This is a genomic window from Kumtagia ephedrae (genome assembly GCF_003012745.1).
GTDB lineage: Bacteria > Pseudomonadota > Alphaproteobacteria > Rhizobiales > Rhizobiaceae > Kumtagia > Kumtagia ephedrae.
Genome location: NZ_PXYK01000007.1, coordinates 151,050 through 174,858 on the forward strand (window position 1 = coordinate 151,050; position 23,809 = coordinate 174,858).

21 protein-coding genes and 1 pseudogene are annotated in these 23,809 nt (G+C 67.7%); 13 read left to right on the plus strand and 9 right to left on the minus strand.

Translation table 11 applies throughout. From position 1 onward, the window contains the following. Window positions 1-55: 55 nt before the first annotated feature. Complete coding sequence (ruvX, locus tag C7I84_RS09520) at window positions 56-541, plus strand: Holliday junction resolvase RuvX (protein WP_106771936.1); 486 nt, start codon at window positions 56-58, stop codon at window positions 539-541. Here the strand turns inward: ruvX and C7I84_RS09525 are convergent. The 3 genes from C7I84_RS09525 to C7I84_RS09535 form a co-directional block, all read right to left on the minus strand. Next, window positions 508-819 (minus strand): DUF6105 family protein, encoded by a 312-nt coding sequence (locus tag C7I84_RS09525; RefSeq protein ID WP_106771937.1) that lies wholly within the window; start codon window positions 817-819, stop codon window positions 508-510. The two genes, ruvX and C7I84_RS09525, sit on opposite strands and share 34 nt — an antisense overlap. Further along, window positions 819-1,373, minus strand: a complete 555-nt coding sequence (locus C7I84_RS09530) for a hypothetical protein (protein WP_106771938.1) — start codon at window positions 1,371-1,373, stop codon at window positions 819-821. Before C7I84_RS09530 ends, C7I84_RS09525 begins: the two co-directional genes overlap by 1 nt. A gap of 190 nt (window positions 1,374-1,563) precedes the next feature. Further along, entirely contained in the window at window positions 1,564-3,189 is a 1,626-nt protein-coding gene (locus C7I84_RS09535; RefSeq protein WP_106771939.1) for an acyl-CoA dehydrogenase family protein, read from the minus strand. Window positions 3,190-3,532: 343 nt separating this feature from the next. On the opposite strand from C7I84_RS09535, the gene C7I84_RS09540 reads away from it, so the two are divergent. Together C7I84_RS09540 and C7I84_RS09545 are read left to right on the plus strand one after the other, a co-directional pair. Then, window positions 3,533-5,017, plus strand: a complete 1,485-nt coding sequence (locus C7I84_RS09540; RefSeq protein WP_106771940.1) for an SLC13 family permease — start codon at window positions 3,533-3,535, stop codon at window positions 5,015-5,017. A 133-nt stretch (window positions 5,018-5,150) separates the two neighbouring features. Beyond that, window positions 5,151-6,365 (plus strand): glycerate kinase family protein, encoded by a 1,215-nt coding sequence (locus C7I84_RS09545; RefSeq protein ID WP_106771941.1) that lies wholly within the window; start codon window positions 5,151-5,153, stop codon window positions 6,363-6,365. Window positions 6,366-6,671: 306 nt separating this feature from the next. Here the strand turns inward: C7I84_RS09545 and C7I84_RS09550 are convergent, their stop codons facing one another. From C7I84_RS09550 to C7I84_RS09560, 3 genes are read right to left on the minus strand one after another with little or no spacing between them, the layout of a single operon-like run. Next, entirely contained in the window at window positions 6,672-7,010 is a 339-nt protein-coding gene (locus C7I84_RS09550) for a hypothetical protein (protein WP_106771942.1), read from the minus strand. A gap of 17 nt (window positions 7,011-7,027) precedes the next feature. Next, entirely contained in the window at window positions 7,028-7,726 is a 699-nt protein-coding gene (locus C7I84_RS09555; RefSeq protein ID WP_106771943.1) for a L,D-transpeptidase, read from the minus strand. Continuing rightward, window positions 7,723-8,688, minus strand: coding sequence for an ABC transporter substrate-binding protein (locus C7I84_RS09560; RefSeq protein WP_106771944.1), 966 nt, complete (start codon window positions 8,686-8,688; stop codon window positions 7,723-7,725). Before C7I84_RS09560 ends, C7I84_RS09555 begins: the two co-directional genes overlap by 4 nt. Before the next feature lie 300 nt (window positions 8,689-8,988). On the opposite strand from C7I84_RS09560, the gene C7I84_RS09565 reads away from it, so the two are divergent. From C7I84_RS09565 to dprA, 4 genes and pseudogenes are all read left to right on the plus strand, one after another. Then, window positions 8,989-9,957, plus strand: coding sequence for an aspartate carbamoyltransferase catalytic subunit (locus C7I84_RS09565; protein ID WP_106771945.1), 969 nt, complete (start codon window positions 8,989-8,991; stop codon window positions 9,955-9,957). Beyond that, window positions 9,954-11,240, plus strand: coding sequence for a dihydroorotase (locus C7I84_RS09570; RefSeq protein ID WP_106771946.1), 1,287 nt, complete (start codon window positions 9,954-9,956; stop codon window positions 11,238-11,240). The genes C7I84_RS09565 and C7I84_RS09570 overlap by 4 nt, the downstream gene beginning before the upstream one ends. A 38-nt stretch (window positions 11,241-11,278) precedes the next feature. Continuing rightward, the gene (gene plsY, locus C7I84_RS09575) at window positions 11,279-11,866 is read left to right on the plus strand and encodes a glycerol-3-phosphate 1-O-acyltransferase PlsY (protein WP_106771947.1); all 588 of its coding nucleotides are present in this window, start codon (window positions 11,279-11,281) and stop codon (window positions 11,864-11,866) included. Continuing rightward, window positions 11,863-12,991, plus strand: a pseudogene (dprA, locus tag C7I84_RS09580) (DNA-processing protein DprA). Before plsY ends, dprA begins: the two are co-directional and overlap by 4 nt. Here dprA and C7I84_RS09585 read toward each other — a convergent pair. Then, complete coding sequence (locus tag C7I84_RS09585) at window positions 12,953-13,102, minus strand: hypothetical protein (protein ID WP_342587159.1); 150 nt, start codon at window positions 13,100-13,102, stop codon at window positions 12,953-12,955. The pseudogene dprA and the gene C7I84_RS09585 sit on opposite strands and share 39 nt — an antisense overlap. Window positions 13,103-13,423: 321 nt before the next feature. Between C7I84_RS09585 and topA the strand changes: the two genes are divergently transcribed. The 6 genes from topA to rpmG all read left to right on the plus strand — a co-directional run bounded on the left by topA (window position 13,424) and on the right by rpmG (window position 21,078). Further along, on the plus strand, window positions 13,424-16,021 hold the full coding sequence (topA, locus tag C7I84_RS09590; RefSeq protein WP_106771949.1) for a type I DNA topoisomerase: 2,598 nt from the start codon (window positions 13,424-13,426) through the stop codon (window positions 16,019-16,021). 33 nt (window positions 16,022-16,054) lie between these two features. Then, on the plus strand, window positions 16,055-18,349 hold the full coding sequence (rnr, locus tag C7I84_RS09595; protein WP_106772018.1) for a ribonuclease R: 2,295 nt from the start codon (window positions 16,055-16,057) through the stop codon (window positions 18,347-18,349). A gap of 2 nt (window positions 18,350-18,351) precedes the next feature. Next, on the plus strand, window positions 18,352-18,786 hold the full coding sequence (locus tag C7I84_RS09600; protein WP_165816037.1) for a DUF983 domain-containing protein: 435 nt from the start codon (window positions 18,352-18,354) through the stop codon (window positions 18,784-18,786). A 76-nt stretch (window positions 18,787-18,862) separates the two neighbouring features. Further along, window positions 18,863-19,600 carry an NUDIX hydrolase gene (locus C7I84_RS09605; protein ID WP_106771951.1) on the plus strand — a complete coding sequence of 246 codons (738 nt, stop codon included), beginning with the start codon at window positions 18,863-18,865 and terminating at the stop codon, window positions 19,598-19,600. Between the two features lie 22 nt (window positions 19,601-19,622). Further along, window positions 19,623-20,810: an MFS transporter gene (locus C7I84_RS09610; RefSeq protein WP_106771952.1), complete on the plus strand. Its 1,188-nt coding sequence runs from the start codon at window positions 19,623-19,625 to the stop codon at window positions 20,808-20,810. A 100-nt stretch (window positions 20,811-20,910) separates the two neighbouring features. Then, a complete protein-coding gene (rpmG, locus tag C7I84_RS09615) occupies window positions 20,911-21,078 on the plus strand; it encodes a 50S ribosomal protein L33 (protein ID WP_106771953.1) in 168 nt (55 codons plus the stop codon). Between the two features lie 843 nt (window positions 21,079-21,921). Here rpmG and C7I84_RS09620 read toward each other — a convergent pair. Beyond that, window positions 21,922-23,295 (minus strand): PleD family two-component system response regulator, encoded by a 1,374-nt coding sequence (locus C7I84_RS09620; protein ID WP_106771954.1) that lies wholly within the window; start codon window positions 23,293-23,295, stop codon window positions 21,922-21,924. 37 nt (window positions 23,296-23,332) lie between these two features. Beyond that, the gene (locus C7I84_RS09625) at window positions 23,333-23,704 is read right to left on the minus strand and encodes a response regulator (protein ID WP_106771955.1); all 372 of its coding nucleotides are present in this window, start codon (window positions 23,702-23,704) and stop codon (window positions 23,333-23,335) included. Between the last annotated feature and the right edge of the window lie 105 nt (window positions 23,705-23,809).

The window sequence follows — 23,809 nt, forward strand, 5'->3', positions numbered from 1 at the left end:
CGCGACGGCGAGGGCAAGGGCGGAGCGCCCGGAAGCGGACCGAAAAGGACAGCCAATGACCGTGGTTGCAATCGAATCGCTCGCCGATCATCTGAGCGGCGGCAGGACGCTTGCCGGGCTGGATCTCGGCGAGAAGACCATCGGCGTTGCCGTCTCCGACCGCGGCTTCTCCTTCGCCCATCCCCGCCCGGTGATCCTGCGGAAAAAATTCACCGCCGATGCCGAGGCGCTGCTCACGCGGCTGAAGGCCGAGGACGTCGGCGCGATCATCATCGGCCTGCCGGTCAACATGGACGGCAGCGAGGGACCCCGCGCCCAGGCGACACGCGCCTTCGTGCGCAACATGGCGCGGCTGACCGCGCTTCCCTTCGCATTCTGGGACGAGCGGCTGTCGACGGTCGCGGCGGAGCGCACGCTGATCGAGATGGATTTTTCGCGAGCCAGGCGCAAGGAGAAGATCGATTCGGCGGCGGCCGCCTTCATCCTGCAAGGCGTCCTGGACCGGCTTCAGGTGCTGCGGGCCGGCTCCACGCCGGAATAGCGCTCGCGCCGCCGCTGTATCCAGGCGGCGATGGCGCGGCGGCGCCGGAACGCCAGGATGCCGAACAGGATCAGCGTATCGATGACGAAAGCCTTTGCCAGCAGCCAGGGGATCGTGGCCGGTTCGAGCCCGAGCAGTTCACCGTAGAGCTCGAAGACGAGGTCGTGCAGCCCGCGCGACAGCATCACGTAGCCGAAATTCATGTCGTAGTAGGACAGCCCGAACCAGCCCCAGAAGACGGCGAGCGGCAGGGCCCAGAGGATAAGGATCCAACGCATCAGCGCTCAAAACTCCTCTGCCCGTCATGCGCGCCGGCGAAGCGCGACAGTTTTACCGTCTGCGAGGCGCCGATCGCCCTGGCGCGCGCCGCCAGGCGCAGTCGCTCGTCGACCAGAGCCTCGGCCCGTTGCACGGCGCTCTGCTGTTCGCTGCGGATCGCCACATAGGATGCGATCAGCGCGGCGAAATGCGCCGCCATCGCCGGAAACAACCCGGCGGAGGACCTGAACGTGCCGACCACCAGCAGCAGGGTCATCAAGCCTGCCGCCGCGGCGAAGGCGACGCGCAAGACCTCCTCGCCGATCGTTCCGTCGTCATTGCCGGCAAACAGCGCCACCAGCGCCCACCAGAACAGCACCGCGCAGGTCGCGAATCCCATGGCCACGCTGGCGGCGACCACCGGAACGGAAACGACGAGGTAGTCGGCGCCCGGCAGGTCGATGCCGAAGAAGCGCAACCCGCCGCCATCGCTCCCGAGGACGCTGAGCGTCGCCAGCAGCGAGAACACGACCGCCCAATGCACCACCAGAAAGAATGTCAGAATCCGCGCCATGTCGCCCCTGCTCCCTGGCTAAATTGGAGCGGCGGCGGTCGCTGCGCAACGTAAACCAATTGTTAAGGTTAACGTCGGCCGGGAACCGTGTCGGCGCGCTGTGCCGGTCCATAGCCAATTGCCTGGGAATGCCGCGCCGTCCCCCTTCCCCGTGGAAGCAGGAAAGCCGGCCGCCGGCGTGAAAGATGCTTCAGACCGCCGGATACAGCGTGTCGAGGATGAGGAGCGGGTCGTGGCGCGGCGCCAGCATGCCGTAGGTGGAGCGCCACTGGCCGGCAAGCCGCGTCTCGACGAAGGCGTCGGCGATACGACCGGCGCCGATGCGCCGCAGTTCCGCCGCCGCCGCCGACAAAGCGAGCTGCTCAGTCAGGACGCGCGCCGAGCCCTCGTCCGACGAGGCTATCTGCATGGCGGCGCGCAGCACGCCGGTCGTTCCGGCGCCGCCCGCGCCGAGGTCGCGCTCGATCCCCGCCAGCACCTCGTCGAACAGCGCCGAGCCGCGGCCGAGCACGCGCAGCACGTCCAACGCCATGACGTTGCCGGAACCTTCCCAGATGGCGTTGACCGGCGCCTCGCGATAGTAGCGGGCGAGCGGTCCTTCTTCGACATAGCCGTTGCCGCCGAGGCACTCCATCGCCTCCGCCAGCAGCGGCGGCGCCACCTTGCACACCCAGTACTTCACCACCGGCGTCATCACGCGGGCAAAGGCCGCCTCGCCGCGATCCCTGGCCGCCTCGTCGAAGGAGCGCGCCAGCCGGAACGACAGCGCCGTGGCGCCGGCGACGTCGAGCGCCATGTCGGCAAGCACGCGCTGCATCAGCGGCTTGTCGATCAGGTTCGCCCCGAACACTTTTCGATGCCGTGCATGGTGGACGGCTTCTGCCAGTCCGGCGCGCATGATCGCGGCCGATGCGACGGCGCAGTCGAGCCGGGTCAGCGTCACCATGTCCATGATCGTCTTGACGCCGGCGCCGAGTTCGCCCACCGGCTCGCCGATGGCGCCCTCGAACTCGACCTCGGAGGACGCGTTGGAGCGGTTGCCGAGCTTGTCCTTGAGGCGCTGGAAGCGAAAGCCGTTGCCGCTGCCGTCACCGAGGATGCGCGGCACCAGGAAGCAGGACAGCCCCTCCCCGGCCTGCGCAAGCACGAGGAAGGCGTCCGACATTGGTGCCGACATGAACCATTTGTGACCGGTGAGGCGATAGAAGCCGTTGCCGGCCCGCTCGGCGCGGGTGGTGTTGGCGCGCACGTCGGTGCCGCCCTGCTTCTCGGTCATGCCCATGCCGAGCGTCAGCCCGGCCTTCTGCACCGGCGGCTTCTGCGTCTGGTCGTATTTGCGGCTGGTGACGCGCGGCGCCCATTCGCGGAACAGTTTCGGGTTGGCCATCAGCGCGGCGAGCGAAGCGCTGGTCATGGTGACGGGGCACAGATGCCCGGCCTCCAGCTCGGCGGTGAGATAGAAGCGCGCCGCCCGCACCTGGTGGCGGCGGCCGGTCTCCTGCTCCCCGTTCTCCCATACAGAGGAATGCAGCCCGCCGGCGATGCTGCGGCGCAGCAGTGCATGATAGGCCGGATGGAAGTCGACGACGTCGAGCCGCCGGCCTTGGCGGTCGTGCGTTTTTAGCCGCGGCGTCTCGGTGTTGGCGAGCCGCGCCAGCTCCTGCGCCTCCTGGCTCATCACGAAACGGCCGTGCTGGTCGAGCTCCTTGCGCACCGGCTCGGAAAAATCCTCCGCGAGCTGCACCAGCAGCGGGTCGCCCCGCCATGCGTTCGTGCCCGTCAGCGGTGGCGGCTGGTTGGTAACCTCGTGCGTCACGCCGGATCTCTTGCTCGCGCCCTGCGCTATCGAATCCGTAGCGCCTGCGGCGCTTATAGCCGAAGCCGCGGAAGCCGCGCGACGAAAAATCCGAAGCGCCGACGCACATCGCGATCGTAGCGGCGGCTTCGCCGGCCGGCCGGACTGCCGCAGGGACGTAGCGCAGCGCGGTGCTTCGCCGCCGCGGACGAGCGCGGCCGCCCGTCTGCCCACCGGCGCGACGGGACCATTTCCTCACGAAAATGTTAGCCGGCTGGAATAGACCGCAGCCGTCGCCGTTTGCTCCCGCATCGCACAGACAAGCGCAGCCGGCCTGGGCGCGCGTTCGGAGAGATGCCCAAAGATGTCAGACATCAGCACCTTGCCAGGCGCTGCCGCGTCAACACTTCAACTGCCCGGCGGTACCGCAAAAATCTCGCGGCCGGTCGGCAGGCTTGTGATCGGCGCCCTGCTCGCAGGTCTGGCCGTCCTCGCCATCTTCGCCGGCGGCGATGGCCTGACATATCCGATGCGCGTGGCCCTGTCGGTTTTCGCCGCCACGCTGATCGCCTGGACGGTCATGGACCTGCCGGAGACGCCTGTGGCGCTGGCCGGCGCCCTAGCGCTGGTCTTTGCCGGCGCGGTGGAGCAACGCGCCCTTTTCGACGCGCTCGGCAGCGGCATCGTCGCCCTGATGCTGGCCGCTTTCGTCATCGGCGCGGTGCTGAAGGAAACCGGCCTCGCCAACCGCCTCGCCTTGCGCATGCTGGCGCCGTTCCGCACCGTCTCCGGCATCTTCTGGGGGATCACCGGCGCCATCTTCCTGACGGCATTCTTCATACCGTCGACGTCGGCGCGGGCAGCGATCCTGATGCCGGTCTTTCTCGCGCTTTCCCGGACGATCGCCAGGCCCAGGGTGACAAGGGCGCTTGCCCTGCTGTTTCCGTCGGTGATCCTGCTTTCGGCCGCCGCTTCCCTGACCGGCGCCGGCGCGCATCTGGTGGCGGCCGATGCGATCCGGCGCATCTCCGGTGAGACGCTGGGCTTCGCCGCCTGGGCGATGCTCGCCGCGCCGTTCGCGCTGCTGTGCAGCCTTGCCGCCGGCGGCCTGATCCTCGGCACGTTCCTTGGCGCCGACGACCGCAGGGCGCGTGTCGCCGCGCTCGACGCTGCAACGCAACCGCTGTCCAGCCGCGACCGGGTCGTCGCCGGCATCGTGCTTGCGGTCGTCGGGCTGTGGGCCACGGCCGGTCTGCATGGGATCGACCTGGCGCTGGTCGCGCTTGCCGGAGCGCTTGTCGCCGCGTCGAAATCCGTGTCGGGCGTCTCGTTCAAGGCCGCGCTCAAGGGCGTCGAATGGAACCTGCTGCTGTTTCTCGCCGCCACGCTCGTCATCGGCGAAGCGCTGCTCGACACCGGAGCCGCCAGGCTGATCGTCGACCGGCTGCTGCTTTCGTTTGCCGGCGCCGGCACGCCGCCTGCCTGGCTCGTCGTCACCCTTACCGCGACCGCGTCGGCGTTGGCGCATATCGTGATCAACTCGCGCACGGCGCGTGCGACCGTCCTGATTCCTGCCCTGGCCCTTCCGCTCGCCGGGTTCGGCATCGACCCGGCCTCGCTGATCCTGCTGGTCACGCTGGGCAGCGGCTTCTGTCAGACGCTGATGGTCTCGGCGAAACCGGTCACGCTGTTCGGCGGCATGGAACCACCGGCCTTCACCTCGGGCGATCTGCTGCGCCTGTCGGCGATGCTTCTGCCGCTGTTCGTAGCGCTGCTCTGCCTGTTCGCCCTGCTCGTCTGGCCAAGTTTTGGGCTTTTTCCCACGCCGGCCGAATACCGGAACCTCTAGATTTGGCAGCTCGACGAGCTCCTAAAAAATTAGGCCAAGTTATTCTCATAAGATACTGAAATAATGTGGAATAAACTCGATTTCGCTCCGTTTCTCCTTGGTCCTTCCAATGCACTGAGACAAGGAGTTTACCATGCCTTTCACCGTTCTCGTCGCGCCGTCCGGCTTCAAGGAAAGCCTGTCGGCCAATGAGGTGGCCGACTGCATCGGCGAAGGCGTTCTGCGTGCCGTGCCCCGCGCCAGGATATTGAAGGCGCCGCTGGTCGACGGCGGCGAGGGTTTTACCGAGGCGCTCGTCGCCGCCACCGGCGGCGAGATGCACCGCCTGACCGTCACCGGCCCGGTCGGCGATCCCGTCCCCTCTTTCTTCGGCTTTCTCGGCGGCGCGCCGGTGCGCACCGCGGTCATCGAGATGGCCGCGGCCGCTGGCCTGCGGCTGGTGCCGCGCGACCGCCGCGATCCCTGCCGCACGACCAGCCGCGGCGTGGGCGAACTGATCAAGGCGGCGCTCGACGCCGGCGCCGAGCGCATCCTGCTCGGCTGCGGCGACAGCGGTATCAACGACGGCGGCGCCGGCATGGCCGAGGCGCTGGGCGTGCGCTTCCTCGATCGCAGCGGCGAACCTCTTGCAGCAGGCGGCGGTGCCCTGGCGCAACTCGCCCGGATCGATCTCTCCGATCGCGACCCGCGCCTCGACGCGGTGCGGATCGACGCCGCGGTCAACTGGCACAACATGCTCACCGGCCCGCGCGGCGTTGCCCGGGTGTTCGGGCCGCAGAAGGGAGCGACGGCGGAGCAGGTCGAACTGCTCGATCGGGCCATGGAGACCTATGCCGGACAAATCCTGGCCGCCGCCGGCATCGACGTCGCCACGGCCGAAGGCGCCGGCGCCTCGGGCGGACTCGGCGCAGGCGTGCTCGGGTTGCTCTCCGGCCGGCTGCATCCGCGCTACGACATCGTCATGCGCTATCTCGATCTCGACCGGATGATCGCCAAGGCCGATCTCGTCATCACCGCCGAAGGCAGCCTCGACGGCCAGACCCCGTTCGGAAAAGTGCCGGCGGAGGTGGGGCGCCGCGCCAGGGCGGCGGGCCTGCCGGTGATCGCGCTCGCCGGCACCATCGGCAAGGGCGTGACGCTCAATTTCGAGCATGGCATCGACGCCTTCGCCTCGATCCTCAAGCGGCCGTGCAGCCTCGACGAAGCGATCGCGGCGACGTCCAAGCTGCTGGTGCGTGCCGCCGAGGACGCGGCGCGCATGATCCTGGTCGGCATGCGCCTGAAACGGACGGGCGTCGTCGCGCGCCGCGTCCGGCATGGGCGGGCCGGATCACGAGCCGCGGCGTGACCCGGACGGCGAGCCGCCTGCCTGCCCCGGGTGGGCAGGGCAATAGCATATGGCAAACGACGGGGACTTTCGCCGGTTCGCACCCCCATCCCTAACCGCTCCCCACAAGCGGAGGGGGACTTTGCGGCGGCCATGCCGCGCGAAACCATTGACGATTGGCGCCTGGGGGAGGTGCCAGTCGGCCCCCCTCCCCCTTGTGGGGAGGGGCTAGGGGTGGGGGTAAACTCATATGCCCTGCCCCGAGGTGGACAGGCTGTCGTCTCGCTGCGAACGCCAAGGCGCATGCCGTGGCCAGGGCGCACGCCGTCAGGCCGCCTGAACGGAGACGATCTTCCCGTCGGCGTCGACGACGCAGGTCGTCGGCTTGCCGCCGGCATTGAGGTCCACGTGATAGTTCCTGGCGTCCAGCTTGCGCGAGCCCACGGGCAGCACCTTGCTGCTTTCCACCCCGGTGGTCTTCGCCACCTCGTTGGCGCAAAGCAGCTGCAGATCCGCCGGCGCCGTCTCCACCGTCGTCCGCGACATCTGGTCGGGGGTCGGACCGCTGGTGCTGCAGGCGCCGAGCGCCGCCAGGGCCAGCGCGACGAGCGCCCATCCGCCAGGGCGCGCCCATCCGCCGCCCGCCTGCCTTGCCGGTAAAGTCATGTCCCCTCCGTCGGCGCTCAGACGCCCTTGTACAGTGCAGCCCCCTGCATCAGCACGATCACCTTCGCACCGACCTCGATGCGGGAATGAAGGTCGACGATGTCGTCGTTGTTCATTCTTATGCAGCCGGACGAGACATCGAGGCCGATCGTCCATGGCTCGGGCGTGCCGTGAATGCGGTAGATCGTGTCCTGATCGCCTTCGTAGAGGTAGAGCGCCCGGGCGCCGAGCGGATTGTCGGGACCGCCCGGCTGGCCGCCCGCCCATTTGCGGGCGTTCGGGTCGCGGGCGACCATCTCGGCGGGCGGCGTCCAGGTCGGCCATTCGGCGGTCCGGCCGATGCGCACGATGCCGGCCCAGCCGAACCCTTCACGGCCGACGCCGATGCCGTAGCGGATCGCCTTCTGGCCGGGCTGGACGAGGTAGAGAAAATGCTGGTTGCCGTCGATGATGATGGTGCCCGGCTTCTCGGCGGTGCGGAACTTGACCATTTGCGGACGAAACGCCTCGGGCACCTGCTTGTGCTGCTTCCAGTGCCGGTAGGCTTTGGTGCGGTCGTAATTGACCCATTTCCGCGTCTTGGAATCGTAGACCTGGGTTCCCGCCGCGAGCGCGGTCGCCGTGGCGACGGCAAGCCCGGCGGCGAGCAGGATCGCGAACCTCGCGAACCGCCGGCGGCCTGGTTCAGTCCTGTTGCGGGCGAAAAACTTGGTCATGGCTTTGCCCACCCATCGACCCGCGCTTCGTTTTTGGCCACCCATTGCTCGGCGAATTTATAGGGATCCTGCCTTTCCACCTGCAGCGCATAGCTCATGTCGATCGCCTCCTCCGGCTTGAGATCCATGCGCTCGAGAAAACGCACGACATCCGGATGCTTTTCGCGCAGCGAGGTTGCATAGGCGACATGGTAGTGGGCGGCGTCCCAGCCGACGCTGGCCTCCGATTTCGACAGCCACTCGGCATCTTCCGACGGCAGCACGACCTTCCATTTCGCCGGATCGTAGGGAGGCTCGGAGAGGCGCGCGATGTCGTGCAGCTTGAACACGGCGTGCGGCGCGTAACAGGCGAAGACCACGGGACGGGCCGTCGCCTCGGCGGCATCCACCGCGGCCATGCCGACGTCCTCGGGCATTTCCAGCAGCGTCAGCGTCGCCGCATAGCCGTAGCTGTTGGCTCTGATCCGCTCGATCGTCGTGGACGACCAGGTCGACGCCCCGATCCACATTTCGCCCTGGCCGTCGCCGTCGGTGTCGAGCGCGGCGGTCTTCTTCTGGTCCTGCAAATCCGAGATGTCGCGAATCCCCGCCTCGTCGGCGGCGGCGCGATTCGCACAGATGCCTTGCCAGGCCGGCACGCCCGTCGGGCTGATGGCGACGGTGCCGGCATCGGTGACGTAGCGTTTGACGAGATTGTCGAGATTGGGCAGCCACACTTCCGGATGGATGTCCACCTGCCCGGAATCCAGTCCGGTGAAGGCGATCAGCGTGCCCATCTCGACCACGTCCGCGTCGAGACCGAGCTCCTTTTTCAGTCCGACCTTGATGATGTTGGCCGTCGCCTGCCCGGACGACCAATTCGGCATGGCGATCACGAGATCGGCGGCACCGGCATATCCGTGGGACACAACGACCGCCGCCGCGGCCAATGCCCCCCTCAACCACGGCCACGCAAAAGTCATCAAGCGAGCCTCTCTTTCGAGCGTCCCCCGTCCCGCGCAACCAATGTTGCACGGTCGCCGGCCGTGCGCAATTGCCGCAGCCGCGCTAAAACCGACAGCGTTCGACTTTTGGTTGCAGAAGGGTTTCCGCTCCGGGCAAACAGACGCCTCGCGTCGATCTTGCGGCAGCAGCTCCGACCTGCCGAAAATCCCGCCTCCGCTCGCAGGGTGCCTCCGAGGGTCTCCAGGCAGCGAGAGGTGTTGATGACCCGCCTCGCGCCTTGCGGCGCGGCTGGCCCGGCCCTATAGCACCGTCTCGACATGATCGACGCCGCGCCCCCGCCCCTGTTTCCGCACCGCCATCTGCTTGGCATCCGCGATCTTTCCCCCGCCGACATCAAATCCCTGCTCGACCGCGCCGACGCAGCCGTGGCGATCTCGCGTCGCCACGAGAAGAAGACGTCGGCGCTGCGCGGGCGCACCCAGATCAACCTGTTCTACGAGGCCTCGACCCGCACCCAGTCCTCCTTCGAACTGGCGGGCAAACGGCTCGGCGCCGACGTCATGAACATGAGCGTCGCCTCGTCCTCGGTGAAGAAGGGCGAGACGCTGATCGACACGGCGATGACGCTCAACGCCATGCGCCCCGACATCCTGATCATCCGCCACGCCTCGGCGGGAGCGGCCGCGCTGCTTGCCCAGAAGGTCGGCTGCTCGGTGGTGAACGCCGGCGACGGCACGCACGAGCACCCGACCCAGGCGCTGCTCGACGCCCTCACCATCCGCCGTGCCAAGGGCCGGCTTGCCGGCCTCACCGTCGCCATCTGCGGCGACATCCTGCATTCGCGGGTGGCGCGCTCCAACATCCTGCTGCTCAACGCCATGGGCGCCTTCGTGCGCGTCGCCGCGCCCTCGACGCTGCTGCCGGCAGGCATCCGGCAGATGTCGGTCGAGGTCTTCCCGACAATGGCCGACGCGCTGCGCGGTGCCGACGTGGTGATGATGCTGCGCCTCCAGCGCGAGCGCATGGCCGGCGCTTTTGTCCCCTCGGTGCGCGAATATTTCCGTTATTTCGGCCTCGACGCGGAAAAACTGAAGGTTGCCAGGGAGGATGCGCTGGTCATGCATCCCGGACCGATGAACCGCGGCGTCGAGATCGCCTCCGAGATCGCCGACGGCCCGCAAAGCGCCATCCAGGAACAGGTGGAGATGGGCGTCGCCGTGCGCATGGCGGTCATGGAGGCGCTGCTCGATCCGCGCCGCAACCCGGCCGACGGGGTCGCGGCATGAGTGTCACCGTCTTCCAGAACGCCCGCATCGTCGACCCGTCGCGCGGCCTCGACGAAGTCGGCGCGATCCTCGTCGAAGGCAAAAAAATCGCCGCCGCCGGCGCGGCCGCCCACAATCAGGGCACGCCGGAGGGCGCCAAGGTCATCGACTGCGGCGGCAAGACGATCGTGCCAGGCCTGGTCGATGGCCGCGTCTTCATCGGCGAGCCGGGGGCGGAGCACCGCGAGACCATCGCCTCCGCAAGCCGTGCGGCCGCCGCCGGCGGCGTCACCTCGCTGGTCATGATGCCCGACACCGATCCGGTCATCGACGACATCGCGCTGGTCGAGTTCGTGCTGCGCACGGCGCGCGACACGGCGCTGGTCAACGTCTTTCCGGCCGCCGCCATCACCAAGGGGCTGGAAGGCCGCGAGATGACCGAGTTCGGCCTCTTGCGCGAGGCCGGCGCGGTCGCCTTCACCGATGGCCGCCATTCGATCGCCAACGCCCTGGTCATGCGGCGCGCCCTCACCTATGCCCGCGACTTCGGTGCCGTGGTGGCGCACGAGACGCTCGACCGCGACCTCGGCGCCGGCGGGGTGATGAACGAGGGCCTGTTCGCGAGCTGGCTCGGCCTGCCCGGCATGCCGCGCGAGGCGGAGACCATCCCGCTGGAGCGCGACCTGGCGCTGGCGCGGCTGACCGGTGGCGCCTACCACGCCGCAAAAATCTCGACCGGGCTCGCCGCCGCCGCGGTGGCGCGCGCCAAGGCGGACGGCGCCGACGTCACGGCCGGCGTCTCGATCAACCACCTGTCGCTCAACGAGAACGACGTCGGGGAATACCGCACCTTCTTCAAGCTGTCGCCGCCGCTGCGCGCCGAGGACGACCGGCTCGCCATGATCGAGGCGCTGCGCGACGGCACCATCGACATCGTCGTGTCCTCGCACGATCCCCAAGACGTCGACACCAAGCGCCTGCCCTTCGCCGACGCGGCCGACGGCGCGATCGGCCTGGAGACGCTGCTCGGCGCGGCGCTCAGGCTCCATCACAATGGCGACGTGCCGCTGATACGGCTGATCGAGGTGCTCTCCACCGCCCCGGCAAGACTGTTCGGCCTGCCGGGCGGCACGCTGAAGCCCGGCGCGCCGGCCGATCTGGCGGTGCTCGACCTCGACGAGCCGTGGATCGTCCGCGAGGCGGACATCCGCTCCCGCTCCAAGAACACCTGCTTCGAAGGCGCGCGCCTGCAGGGCCGCGTGCTGCGCACGCTGGTTGCCGGCAGGACGGTTTTCGAGGCATAGTCCGAACGGGACGGCGCAGGCCGTCGCGGGGGAGGCTCATGGTACTTCATCTCATCGCCGCGCTCGCTTTCGGCTATCTGCTCGGCTCGATTCCCTTCGGCCTGCTGATCACCCGGGCCGCCGGCCTGGGCGACGTGCGCAAGATCGGCTCGGGCAATATCGGCGCGACCAACGTGCTGAGGACCGGCAACAAGGGGCTGGCGGGGCTGACGCTCGTCTGCGACGCCCTCAAGGGCACCGCGGCGGCGCTGATCGCCGGCAGCTTCGCCCCGGAACTCGGCATCGCCGCCGGCTTCGCCGCCTTCATCGGCCACATCTTCCCGGTCTGGCTCGGCTTCAAGGGCGGCAAGGGGGTGGCCACCTATCTCGGCGTACTGCTCGGCCTCGCCTGGAAGGCCGTGCTCGCCTTCGCCGTGATCTGGCTGGCGATCGCCTTCCTGCTGCGCTACTCCTCGCTCGCCGCGCTTCTGGCCACGCTCGGCGTGCCGGTCGCGCTCTTCATCATGGGGCAGACCGATCTCGCCCTGGTCTTCGCCGTCATGTCGGCGATCGTCTGGCTGAAGCACCGCGCCAATATCGGGCGGCTGCTCGCCGGCACCGAATCGCGCATCGGCTCCAAGGGATGACCGAGGCGCGGCCGCGGCTCTCCGAGCGCCAGCGGCTTGCCTGGCTGAGGCTGATCCGCACGCCTAATGTCGGCCCGGCCACCTTCCGCGACCTGATCAACCGCTTCGGCTCGGCCGAGACGGCGATCGAGCACCTGCCGGAGCTGATGCGCAACGCCGGCTCGACCGCCGTCCCGCGCGTGCCGAGCGTGGCGGCGGCGGAAGCCGAGATGGAGAAGGCGGAGCGCTTCGGCGCCCGCTTCATCGGCATCGGCGAGCCCGACTACCCGCCGCAGCTCCGGCGCATGGACTATCCGCCGCCGCTGATCGCCGTGAAGGGCAACGACGCGGTGTTCAGGCTGCCGGCGGTTTCCATCGTCGGCGCCCGCAACGCCTCGCTGGCCGGGCTGAAGATGGCGCGCATGCTGGCAGGCGCCGTCGGCAGGGAAGGTTATGCCGTCATCTCAGGGCTGGCGCGCGGCATCGACACGGCGGGCCCACGAAGGCAGCCTCGCCACCGGAACGGTCGGCGTGCTGGCAGGCGGCCTCGATCGCCCCTACCCGCCGGAAAACGTCGGGCTGTGCGAGCGCATCACCGAGGCCGGTGCGGTCGTCTCCGAAATGCCGTTCGGCTGGGAACCGCGGGCGCAGGATTTTCCGCGCCGCAACCGCGTGGTCGCCGGGCTCGGCCTAGGACTGGTCGTGGTCGAAGCGGCGCGGCGCTCGGGCTCGCTGATCAGCGCGAGGCTCGCCGGCGAGATGGGCCGCATCGTCTTCTCGGTGCCGGGCTCGCCGCTCGACCCGCGGGCCGAAGGCGCCAACCGCCTGCTCAAGGACGGCGCCATCCTGGTCACCGGGCCGGAGGACATCCTCGACGCGCTGGCGCCGCTCACACTGACGGAGGGGCCTCCGGACATCTCGGCGGAGGAGCCGCCCGACTATTCCGACGTGCCGCCGCCGGCGGCGACCGACCGCCAGAAGGTGCTGGAGGCACTGAGCCCGGTGCCGACCGGCATCGACGAGCTGATCTGGCACACCGGCCTGCATCCGGCGCAGGTCTTCCTCATCCTGCTGGAGCTCGACCTCGCCGGCCGGCTGGAGCGCCATTCAGGCGGTGCGGTTTCGCTTGTGCTCCCGGACGCTTGACGGTCGTTCGCCGCGGGCGAGGTCGCCGACTTCGAGATAGGCCATCTCGATCAGATAGGCGAGCATGTCGCAGCGCTCGGCCTCGGCCATGGTGCGCAACTGCGCGAGCATGCTTTGCATATACTCCAGCGTCTCGCTGCGGCGCCTTCCATGATGAGCATTCATGATCAGACCCTTTGCCGGGCAGAGGCCGTCCCGAAGCCTTCGCCTGCGATTGTGATCGTCACTGCAACCGATGGTCGTCCTTTATTTACCATATTAACTTAAAATTGCAAGGAATATTTGCCTATCCTGCAAGTTGCAGGAGGTGGTATCGGACCGACAATCAGCGTCTGCCCTTGACCGGACGGTTTTCCGCAGCCATTTGACGACACCGACCGGCGTTCGCGGATACTGTCGCCGGCCCATTTAGATACGGAATTGCGAAATCCAATGGACGTTGTCGTCGTCGAGTCGCCCAACAAGGTCAAAACGATCAACAAGTATTTGGGCAAGAACTACAAGGTTCTGGCTTCCTTCGGCCATGTCCGCGACTTGCCGGCCAAGGATGGCTCCGTACGGCCGGACGACGATTTCTCCATGTCATGGGAAGTTGACGGCCCGTCGTCGAAGCGGCTGGCCGACATCGCCAAGGCGGTCAAGGAGGCCGACGGGCTGATTCTGGCGACCGACCCCGACCGCGAGGGCGAGGCGATCTCCTGGCATGTGCTGGAGGTGCTGCGGCAGAAGCGCGCGCTCAAGGACAAGCGGGTGCAGCGCGTCGTCTTCAACTCGATCACCAAGCAGGCCGTGCTCGACGCCATGGCCAACCCGCGCCAGATCGATCCGCCGCTGGTCGACGCCTATCTCGCCCGCCGCGCGCTCGACTACCTCGTCGGCTTCACGCTGTCGCCGGTGCTGTGGCGCAAGCTGCCGGGTGCCCGCTCCGCCGGCCGCGTGCAGTCGGTGGCGCTGCGCTTCGTCTGCGACCGCGAGGCCGAGATCGAGCGCTTCGTGCGCGAGGACTACTGGCTGATTGCCGCTATCCTCGGCACGCCGCGCAACGAAAGCTTCGAGGCGCGGCTGACCACGGTCGACGGCAAGAAGCTCGAAAAGCTCGACATCAAGACCCAGGAGCAGGCCGACGGCATCAAGGCCATGCTCGACGGCGCCGTCTTCAGGGCCCTGTCGGTCGAGGCCAAGCCGACCAAGCGCAACCCGGCGGCGCCCTTCACCACCTCGACGCTGCAGCAGGCCGCCTCTTCGCGGCTCTCCTTTTCGGCACAGCGCACCATGCAGGTGGCGCAGCGTCTCTACGAAGGCCTCGAGATCGGCGGCGAGACGGCGGGCCTGATCACCTATATGCGTACCGACGGCGTGCAGATGGCGCCGGAGGCGATCACCGCCGCTCGCGAAGCCATCGCCAAGGAGTTCGGCCAGAAATACGTGCCGGAGAAGCCGCGCTACTATTCGGCCAAGGCCAAGAACGCCCAGGAGGCGCACGAGGCCATCCGCCCCACCGATTTCTCCCGCACGCCGGCCGAGATGAAAAAATATCTCGATGCCGACCAGGCGCGGCTCTACGAGATGATCTGGAAGCGGGCGATCGCCAGCCAGATGCTGCCGGCCGAGATCGAGCGGACCACGGTCGAGATCGAAGCTCGCAACGGCGCGCAGACCGCCGGCCTGCGCGCCGTCGGCTCGGTGGTGCGCTTCGACGGCTTCATCGCCGCCTATACCGAGCAGAAGGACGAGGACGCCGAGGACGAGGAAAGCAAGCGCCTGCCGGAGATCCGTGCCGGCGAGACGCTCGACCGCAAGACGGTGAACGTGACCGCCCACACTACCGAGCCGCCGCCGCGCTATTCGGAAGCGTCCTTCATCAAGAAGATGGAAGAGCTCGGCATCGGTCGCCCGTCGACCTATGTCGCGACGCTGAAGACGCTGGAGGACCGCGACTACGTCAAGATCGAGAACCGCAAGCTGATCCCGCAGCCCAAGGGCCGGTTGGTGACGGCCTTCATGGAAAGCTTCTTCGAGCACTATGTCGAATACGACTTCACCGCCTCGCTGGAGGAGAAGCTCGACGAGATCTCCGACGGAAAGCTCGCCTGGAAGGACGTGCTGCGCGATTTCTGGCGCGATTTTTCCGGCGCCGTCGGCGGCATCAAGGAGCTGCGCGTCACCGACGTGCTGGATGCGCTCAACGAGGAACTGGCGCCGCTGGTGTTCCCGGCGCGCGAGGACGGCTCCAACCCGCGCATCTGCCCGCGCTGCGGCAGCGGCAACCTGTCGCTGAAGCTCGGCAAGTTCGGCGCCTTCGTCGGCTGCTCCAACTATCCCGAATGCGGCTACACCCGCCAGCTCGGCGACGCCGCGAACGGCAATGGCGAGGCCGCCAACGGCGATTCCGGCGACAAGGTGTTGGGCAAGGATCCCTATACGGCCGAGGAGATCACGCTGCGCAACGGCCGTTTCGGCCCCTATGTGCAGCGCGGCGAAGGCAAGGAGGCCAAGCGCTCCAGCCTGCCCAAGGGTTGGACGGTCGACACGGTCGACCACGAGAAGGCGCTGGCGCTGCTGGCGCTGCCGCGCGACGTCGGAAAGCATCCGGAAAGCGGCAAGATGATCTCCGCCGGCCTCGGCCGCTACGGGCCGTTCGTGCTGCACGACGGAACCTATGCCAATCTGGAGAGTATCGAGGACGTGTTCTCGATCGGCCTCAATCGCGCGGTCTCGGTGATCGCCGAGAAGCACTCGAAGGGCAAGGCCGCCCGCGGCGGTGCGCCGGCGGCGCTGAAGACGCTGGGCGACCATCCGGACGGCGGCGCCGTCACCGTGCGCGACGGTCGTTATGGTCCCTATGTGAACCACGGCAAGGTCAACGCGACGCTGCCGAAGGGCAAGGACCCGATGACGGTGACGCTGGAGGAGGCTCTGGCGCTGGTCGCCGAACGCGCGGGCAAGGGTGGCGGCAATGGCAAGGGCAATGGCGCCCGGCGAACGGCGAAGCCCGCCAGGAAGACCGCGGCCAAGAAAAAGAAGGAATGAGGCCTTTTGGCCAGAAAGCCGTCTCCGCCGAGGATTGAACGAGGCAGCCCCGCCTTCGGGCCCGGCGCGCACCCGCGGACGGCCGGCGATTTCCGGCCGAGCCGCGAGGAACTCCTTACCTATATCGAGGAGAATCCCGACCGGAGCGGCAAGCGCGATCTGGCCAAGGCCTTCTCGCTCAAGGGCGCCGACCGCGTCTGGCTTAAGGAGACGCTCGCCGGCCTGCATGACGAGGGACTGATCGAGAAGGAGCGCAAGCGGCTGCGGCGCCCCGGCACCCTGCCCCCGGTCACCGTGCTCGACATTTTTTCGCGCGACGCCGACGGCACGCTGCTGGCGAGGCCTGCCGAGCGCGACGGCGCCGACAGCCCGATCGTCGTGGCGATCAAGACGACCAAGGGTGGCCGCGGATCCGCGCCCGGCGTCGGCGACCGGGTGCTGGCAAAGACCTTCCGCAACGACGACAAGGCCGGCCCTGCCTACACCGCTCGCGTGATGAAGGTGTTCGAGAAGCGCGCCGACACCGCGCTCGGCGTGTTCCGCACGCTGGCCGACGGCCGTTTGCGCATCATCCCGGTCGAGCGTGGAAAGTCCGAGTTCGAGGTGGCGGAGGAGAACCGCAACGGCGCCCGCGACGGCGATCTGGTCGAGATCGAGACGGGTCGCTCCATCCGCTACGGCCTGCCGCAGGCGAAGGTGCTTTCCGTCGTCGGCTCGCTGACCAGCGAGAAGGCGGTCTCGATGATCGCCATCCACGCCCACGGCATCCCGCATATTTTCCCGCGGGAAGTGCTCGCCGAGGCGGACGCTGCGGCGTCGGTCGGCATGGATGGCCGCGAGGACTGGCGCGACCTGCCGCTAGTCACCATCGATCCGGCCGACGCCAAGGACCATGACGACGCCGTGCTCGCCGTGCCGGATACCGATCCGGCCAATCCCGGCGGGGTGGTCGCCACCGTCGCTATCGCCGACGTCGCCGCCTATGTGCGGACCGGCAGCGCACTCGACCGCGAGGCGCTCAACCGCGGCAACTCGGTCTACTTCCCGGACCGGGTGGTGCCGATGCTGCCGGAGCGCATCTCCAACGACCTCTGCTCCCTGAAGGAAGGCGTCGACCGCCCGGCGCTCGCCGTGCGCATGACGTTTGCGGCCGACGGCCGAAAACTGCGCCATTCCTTCCATCGCGTCATGATGCGCTCCATCGCCCGCCTCGCCTACCCGCAGGCCCAGGCCGCGATCGACGGCACGCCCGATGAGCGCACGGCGCCGATCCTGGATACGGTGCTGAAGCCGCTGTGGGATGGCTACGCAGTGCTGAAGCGCGGCCGCGACAAGCGTCAGCCGCTCGACCTCGACCTGCCGGAGCGAAAAATCCTGCTGAAGCCCGACGGCACCGTCGACCGGGTCATCGTGCCGGAACGGCTCGACGCCCACCGGCTGATCGAGGAGTTCATGATCCAGGCCAATGTCGCGGCTGCCGAGACCCTGGAGGGCAAGCGGCAGAAGCTGGTCTATCGCGTCCACGACGCACCGTCGCTGGCCAAGCAGGAAGCGCTGCGCGAGTTCCTGCACTCGATCGGCATCTCGCTGGCGCGCGGCGCCGATCTGCGCACCGCGCAGTTCAACCACATCCTCGAGCGCGTCCGCGACGGCGAGCATGAGGCGCTGGTCAACGAAGTTGTGCTGCGCACGCAGATGCAGGCCATCTATTCGCCGGACAATCTCGGCCATTTCGGCCTCAACCTCAGGCGTTATGCGCATTTCACCTCGCCGATCCGCCGCTATGCCGACCTGATCGTGCACCGCGCGCTGATCGCCGCGCTCGGCCTCGGCAAGGACGGGCTGACGGCGGGCCAGGAGGAGCGGCTGGACGACATTTCCGGGCTGATCTCTACCACCGAGCGGCGCGCCATGGCGGCCGAGCGCGAGACCGTCGACCGGCTGATCGCCGCCCATCTTGCCGAGCGCATCGACGGCGAGTTCGACGGCCGCGTGTCGGGCGTCACCAGGGCGGGACTTTTTGTCCAATTGCCGCAGTTCGGCACCGATGGCTTTGTCCCTGTGGCAACGCTCGGCGGCGATTACTATGTCTTCGACGAGACGACGCGGGCGCTGGTCGGCGAACGCACCGGCAAGGGTTTTCAGCTTGCCGACGCCGTTTCGGTCAAGCTGGTCGAGGTCGCGCCGCTCGCAGGGGCGCTGCGCTTCGAGATGCTGAGCGAGCCGAAGCCGATGGGCAGCGCCACGCGCTCGTTCCACAAGGCCAAGGCCCGGCAGAAGCGCGCCCGCGCGTCGCAGCCGCGACGCGGGGCCCGCGGCAGGAGATGAGCATGGAAGAACAGGTTTTCGGCGGCGAGCACCATGCCGGCAGGCCCACGCGGCCGCTGTGGATGGCGATGAAGCGCGGCTTCCTCGGCCGCTGCCCGCATTGCGGCGAGGGAAAGCTGTTCCGCTCCTTCCTGAAGACCGTCGACCGTTGCGAGCACTGCGGCGAGGAGATGCACCACCACCGCGCCGACGACCTGCCGGCCTATCTCGTCGTCGTCATCGTCGGGCACATCATCGTCGGCGCCTTCATGGGCGTCGAGGCGACCAGCACGCTGTCGACCTGGCAGCATCTGGCGATCTGGGTGCCGCTGACGATCGTCTCGGCGCTGGCCCTGCTCCGGCCGGTCAAGGGCGCCGTCGTCGGACTGCAATGGGCCTTCTATATGCACGGCTTCGGCGGCGAATCGGACCTGGTCGAGCAGCATCCCGAGGCGTGACGCCACGGCGCTGGCCCAAGACTGCGCCGCGACGCGGCGGTTTTCTCACAGGCCGCGCTCCGCTATGGGAGGCTCCATGGACGGCATGACTCGCACAGAGGTCGACAAGGCCGAGGCCAAGGATTTCGCGCTCGGCAAGGGTCCGCTGCGGCCGCGCGACGCCGCCACGCTCATCCTGCTCGAGCGCAGGGATGGCGAGGTCCGCGTCCTGATGGGCCGCCGCCATGCCCGCCACGCCTTCATGCCTGGCAAGTTCGTGTTTCCGGGCGGCCGCACCGACCCCGAGGATGGCCGCATTCCGGTGGCGCAGGACCTGCATCCCGACGAGCAGGCCAAGCTGACCAGCGCAGCGCGAATCGCGCCGGCGCGTGCCCGCGCCATCGCGCTGTCGGCCGTGCGCGAGACCTATGAGGAGGCGGGCCTTCTGATCGGCCGCGCCGCATCGTTCCAGACGCGCCAGGCCGGATGGCTCGGTTTCGCCGAGCACAATGTGGCGCCCGCTCTCGACGGCTTGCGCTATATCGCACGCGCCATCACCCCGCCCGGCCGCGTGCGCCGCTTCGACACCCGCTTCCTCGCCGCCTGGCGCGACAGCGTGGCGGTGGAGCTGCCGCAAGGCGGCCCGACCGGGGAACTGGAAGAGCTCGCCTGGCTGCCGCTCGCCGAGGCCCGGCAGGCCGACATTCCCGCCATCACCGGGACCGTCCTGGGCGAGCTCGAGCAGCGTCTGACCGAAGACCCGCTGCTGCGTCCCGGCGGGCCCGTGCCGTTCTACCGCATGGTCCGCAATCGCTTCGTCCGCGAACTCCTGTAGCCACAAGCCAAGCAGTTTCGACATGACCGGCAGCGTTGACACCGAAGACGATCCCGCGCGCGTGCGCTGGCTGGCGATCACGGCGGCAATCGCCTCGATCAGCGTGGTCGGCATCGCCATCGGGCTGGGCATGCCGCTGCTCAGCATCATTTTGGAGAATCGCGGCTACTCCGCCAGCATGATCGGCCTCAACACCGCCGTGGCCGGGCTCGCCTCGATCGCCGGCGCGCCGCTCGCCACGCCGCTCGCCGTGCGCTTCGGCACGGTGCCGGTGATGGTCACCATGATCCTGCTCGGCGCCTTCGCCTTCATGGGCTTCTATTTCGCGCCGGCCTTCTGGACGTGGTTTCCGTTGCGCGTGGTGCTGCACATCGCGCTCACCGTGCTGTTCATCCTGTCGGAATTCTGGATATCGTCCTCGGCGCCGCCGCACCGGCGCGGCTTCGTGCTCGGCATCTACGCCACGGTGCTGTCGCTCGGCTTCGCGCTCGGCCCCTGGCTGTTCTCGCAGCTCGGCAGCGGCGGCTTCGAGCCCTTCGGCGCCGTCTTCGTCCTGGTGATGATCGCGCTGGTGCCGGTGATCGCCGCCTGGCGCGAGAGCCCGCGCATCCATGCCAGGGAGGACGAGAGCGGTCACTTCCTGCGCTATATCTGGCTGGTGCCGACGGCGACCGCGGCGGTGCTGGTGTTCGGCGCCGTCGAGACCGGCGGCTTCGCCCTCTTCCCGATCTATGGCGCCCGCAGCGGCTATTCGGAGGCCGACGCCGCACTGCTGCTCACCATGATCGGCCTCGGCAACGTGCTCTTGCAGATCCCGATTGGCATGCTGAGCGACCGGGTGCCGGACCGCCGCTATCTGCTGCTCGGCTGCGCCACGGTCGGCTTGGCCGGCATGATCGTCCTGCCCAGCGTTTCGATCAGCTGGCACATGCTGGCGGCCGTGCTGTTCGTCTGGGGCGGTGTGGTGGCGGCGCTCTACACCATCGGCCTCGCCCATCTCGGCGCAAGACTCTCCGGTCACGAGCTCGCCAACGCCAATGCCGCCTTCGTGCTCTGCTACGGCCTCGGCATGGTCATCGGCCCGCAGGCGATCGGCATCGGCATGGACCTGTTCGGCAAGGAAGGTTTTCCCGGGGCGCTTGCCCTGTTCTTCCTGTTCTACATCGTTCTCGCCGTCAGCCGCATCGCTGCCTCGCGCCGCCGCTCTTGACTTTCCGGCACCGATCTTTATGTGTCGCGCCTGATTTCCGCGCCGGGGCCACCGCCCTTCGAGAAGCGGTCAGGCCCCAGACAGTCGAACGGAACGCATCATGGCAAAAGCCGCCAACATCAAGATCAAGCTGCTCTCCACCGCCGACACCGGCTATTTCTACGTGACCAGCAAGAACAGCCGCACCAAGACCGACAAGCTGTCCTTCCGCAAATACGACCCGGTCGCCAAGAAGCACGTCGAGTTCAAGGAAACGAAGATCAAGTAATCTTCGCTTTCCGCGTTGCCGCCAAAGCCGCCGCGAGGCGGCTTTTTGCGTTTGGGCGGCAAGCCCTCGCGGCCGCGGACGGCCCGCGACCGCACAACCGGACGAAGCCGCAAGAGGCCACAACCGGAGCCTGCGACAATTTGCATGACAGATATGCATGCGCCGAGGCTTGCCGAAAGAGCAGGCAGCGATTAGGTCAATGGTGTTGACGCTCTTCCTCCTCCCTGAGCGTCGGCACAGAGAGCGGCGCACCTCCTCCCGCGCCGCAATCAAATCAAGCCCGCCGGACCTCCTCCCCCGGCGGGCTTTCTTTTTGCGCGCCGGCCGGCATGCATTTGCCCGCGAGGACCATCTGCCTGAAAAGGAGCCCGAAGGTCGGGGCTCAACCCTCTGGCGATACAGGAGCAGGACGGGACGCTGCATCGCAGCGGCTCTTTTTTATTGAGGATTTTGCGGAAGAGGAGAAAAGGGGGCCGGCCGACATGCTGGCAGCGGTACGAGGAGGCCACTGTGTGCCAGTTGCCGGCCGGCCGACCCCACGGACCCAGGAGATGCGGCGGACCTGAGCATCATGGGGTATCTTCGGAAAACATCGGCATGCCGAAGCATTATGACGTTTTCTTGTTCTTGATTTTGATCGTTGCTCAGGAACACTTGAAAATCAACAGTTTCTTAACCAAACCGCGACGGATTGCGGTGTTAAGGTAAACTGGAAACCATCTTTTTCGCCGGCAAACGGTCAGAAAACCGCGTAAACGGACGCGTTTCCACCGTTTTCGCGCGCGCTTTCAAAAGCATGCCGGCTCAACTTCACGTTTGCTTGAGCATTGCAAGATTTGGCGTTCATGCCGCCTTGGCGACCACCCGGTTGCGTCCGCCGGACTTGGCTTCGTAGAGGGCAAGGTCCGCGCGCTTGATCAGGTCCTCGACCGCATCGGGGCCGCGTAGCACCGAGGAGACGCCGACACTGATGGTGAGCGCGATGGTCTGCCCCGTCTTGCCGACCGGGAACGGATGGCGCTCGATCTCGGCGCGGATGCGCTCGGCGACCTTCTCGGCGACCGAAGCCTCGGTGTCCGGCATGACGATCACGAACTCCTCGCCGCCGTAGCGGCAGGCGAGGTCGATGCCGCGGACGTTCTTGCGCAGCCGGCGCGCGAACTCGCGCAGCACGTCGTCGCCGCCGTCATGGCCATGGGTGTCGTTGATCGACTTGAAGCGGTCGAGGTCGGTGATCATCATCGACAGCGGCCGGCGCCGCGACACGGCCCGGTCGAACAGCGTCTTCAGGTGGCTGTCGAGATAGCGCCGGTTGTGCAGGCCGGTGAGCGCGTCGGTCACCGCCATCTCGATGGTCTGGGCGACGCTGGCGCGCAGCTCGTCGTTGTAGCGCTTTCGCTTCACCTGGGTACGCAGCCGCGCCGTCAGCTCCTGCCGGTCGATCGGCCGCACCAGATAGTCGTTGATGCCGAGCTCCAGCCCGCGCACGATCCGGTTCTCCTCGCCGGTGTCGGCAAGCAGGATGATCGGCACGAAGCGCGTGCGGTCGAGCGACCGTATCTGCGAGCACAGCCTGAGCGGATCGTAATTGGCGAAGGCCGTCGAGATCAGCATGCATTCATACGGCGCCTCGGCCGCCTGGAAGAAGCCGGCCTGCGGATCGCTCACCACGTCGAGCTCGGCCTGTCCCGCGAGGAAGCGGCCGATGCGTTCGGACGAGGACGGCCGCTCGTCGACCAGCAGCACCCTGGGCAGCGTCTCGTCGTCCGGCACGCGACGGGCGAGCAGTTCCTCGATGCCTATGTTGCGGGTTGTCGCGGCCCGCAGCCGCAGTTCGTCGGTGAGCGTCTTCAGCCGCACCAGGCTTTTCACCCGTGTCATCAGCTGCAGGTCGTTGACCGGCTTGGTCAGAAAATCGTCGGCGCCCGCCTCCAGGCCGCGCACCCGGTCGACCACCTGGTCGAGCGCCGTGACCATGATCACAGGGATATGCTGGGTCGCGGGGTCGGCCTTCAGCCGGCGGCAGACCTCGAAGCCGTCCATGCCCGGCATCATCACGTCGAGCAGCACCACGTCGACCTTGCCGTTCTCGCAGGCCTCGATGGCGTCCTCGCCATTGCCGGCGGTGAGCACCTCGAAATATTCGGCGAGCAGCCGCACCTCGAGCAGCTTCACATTGGCCGGAATGTCGTCGACGACGAGGATGCGCGCGGTCATCGGCTGCAAGGGCTCCGGAGGGGCGGGCGGGCGGGCCTCATGCGTCGCCCAGATATGACTTGATGGTCTCGATGAAGCGCGGCACCGAGATCGGCTTGGAGATGTAGGCCTCGCAGCCGCCCTGGCGGATACGCTCCTCGTCGCCCTTCATGGCGAAGGCGGTGACGGCGATGACCGGGATCGTGTGCAGGTCGTCGTCCTGCTTCAGCCATTTCGTCACTTCGAGGCCGGAGACTTCCGGCAGCTGGATGTCCATGAGGATGAGGTCCGGCCGGTGCGAGCGCGCCAGTTCCAGCGCCTCGAGGCCGTTGCGGGTGCGCACCGTCTCGTAGCCGCTCGCCTCGATCAGGTCGCGGAAGAGCTTCATGTTGAGCTCGTTGTCCTCGACGATCATCACCTTTTTGGCCATTTCGCCTTCAACCCCGGACCAGGACGTCATGCCCCCAGCCTCTCCGCGCCACGCTCATAGCGCCGAGTCCAGCCGGACCTTATCTCCAGAACATTGACGAAACGG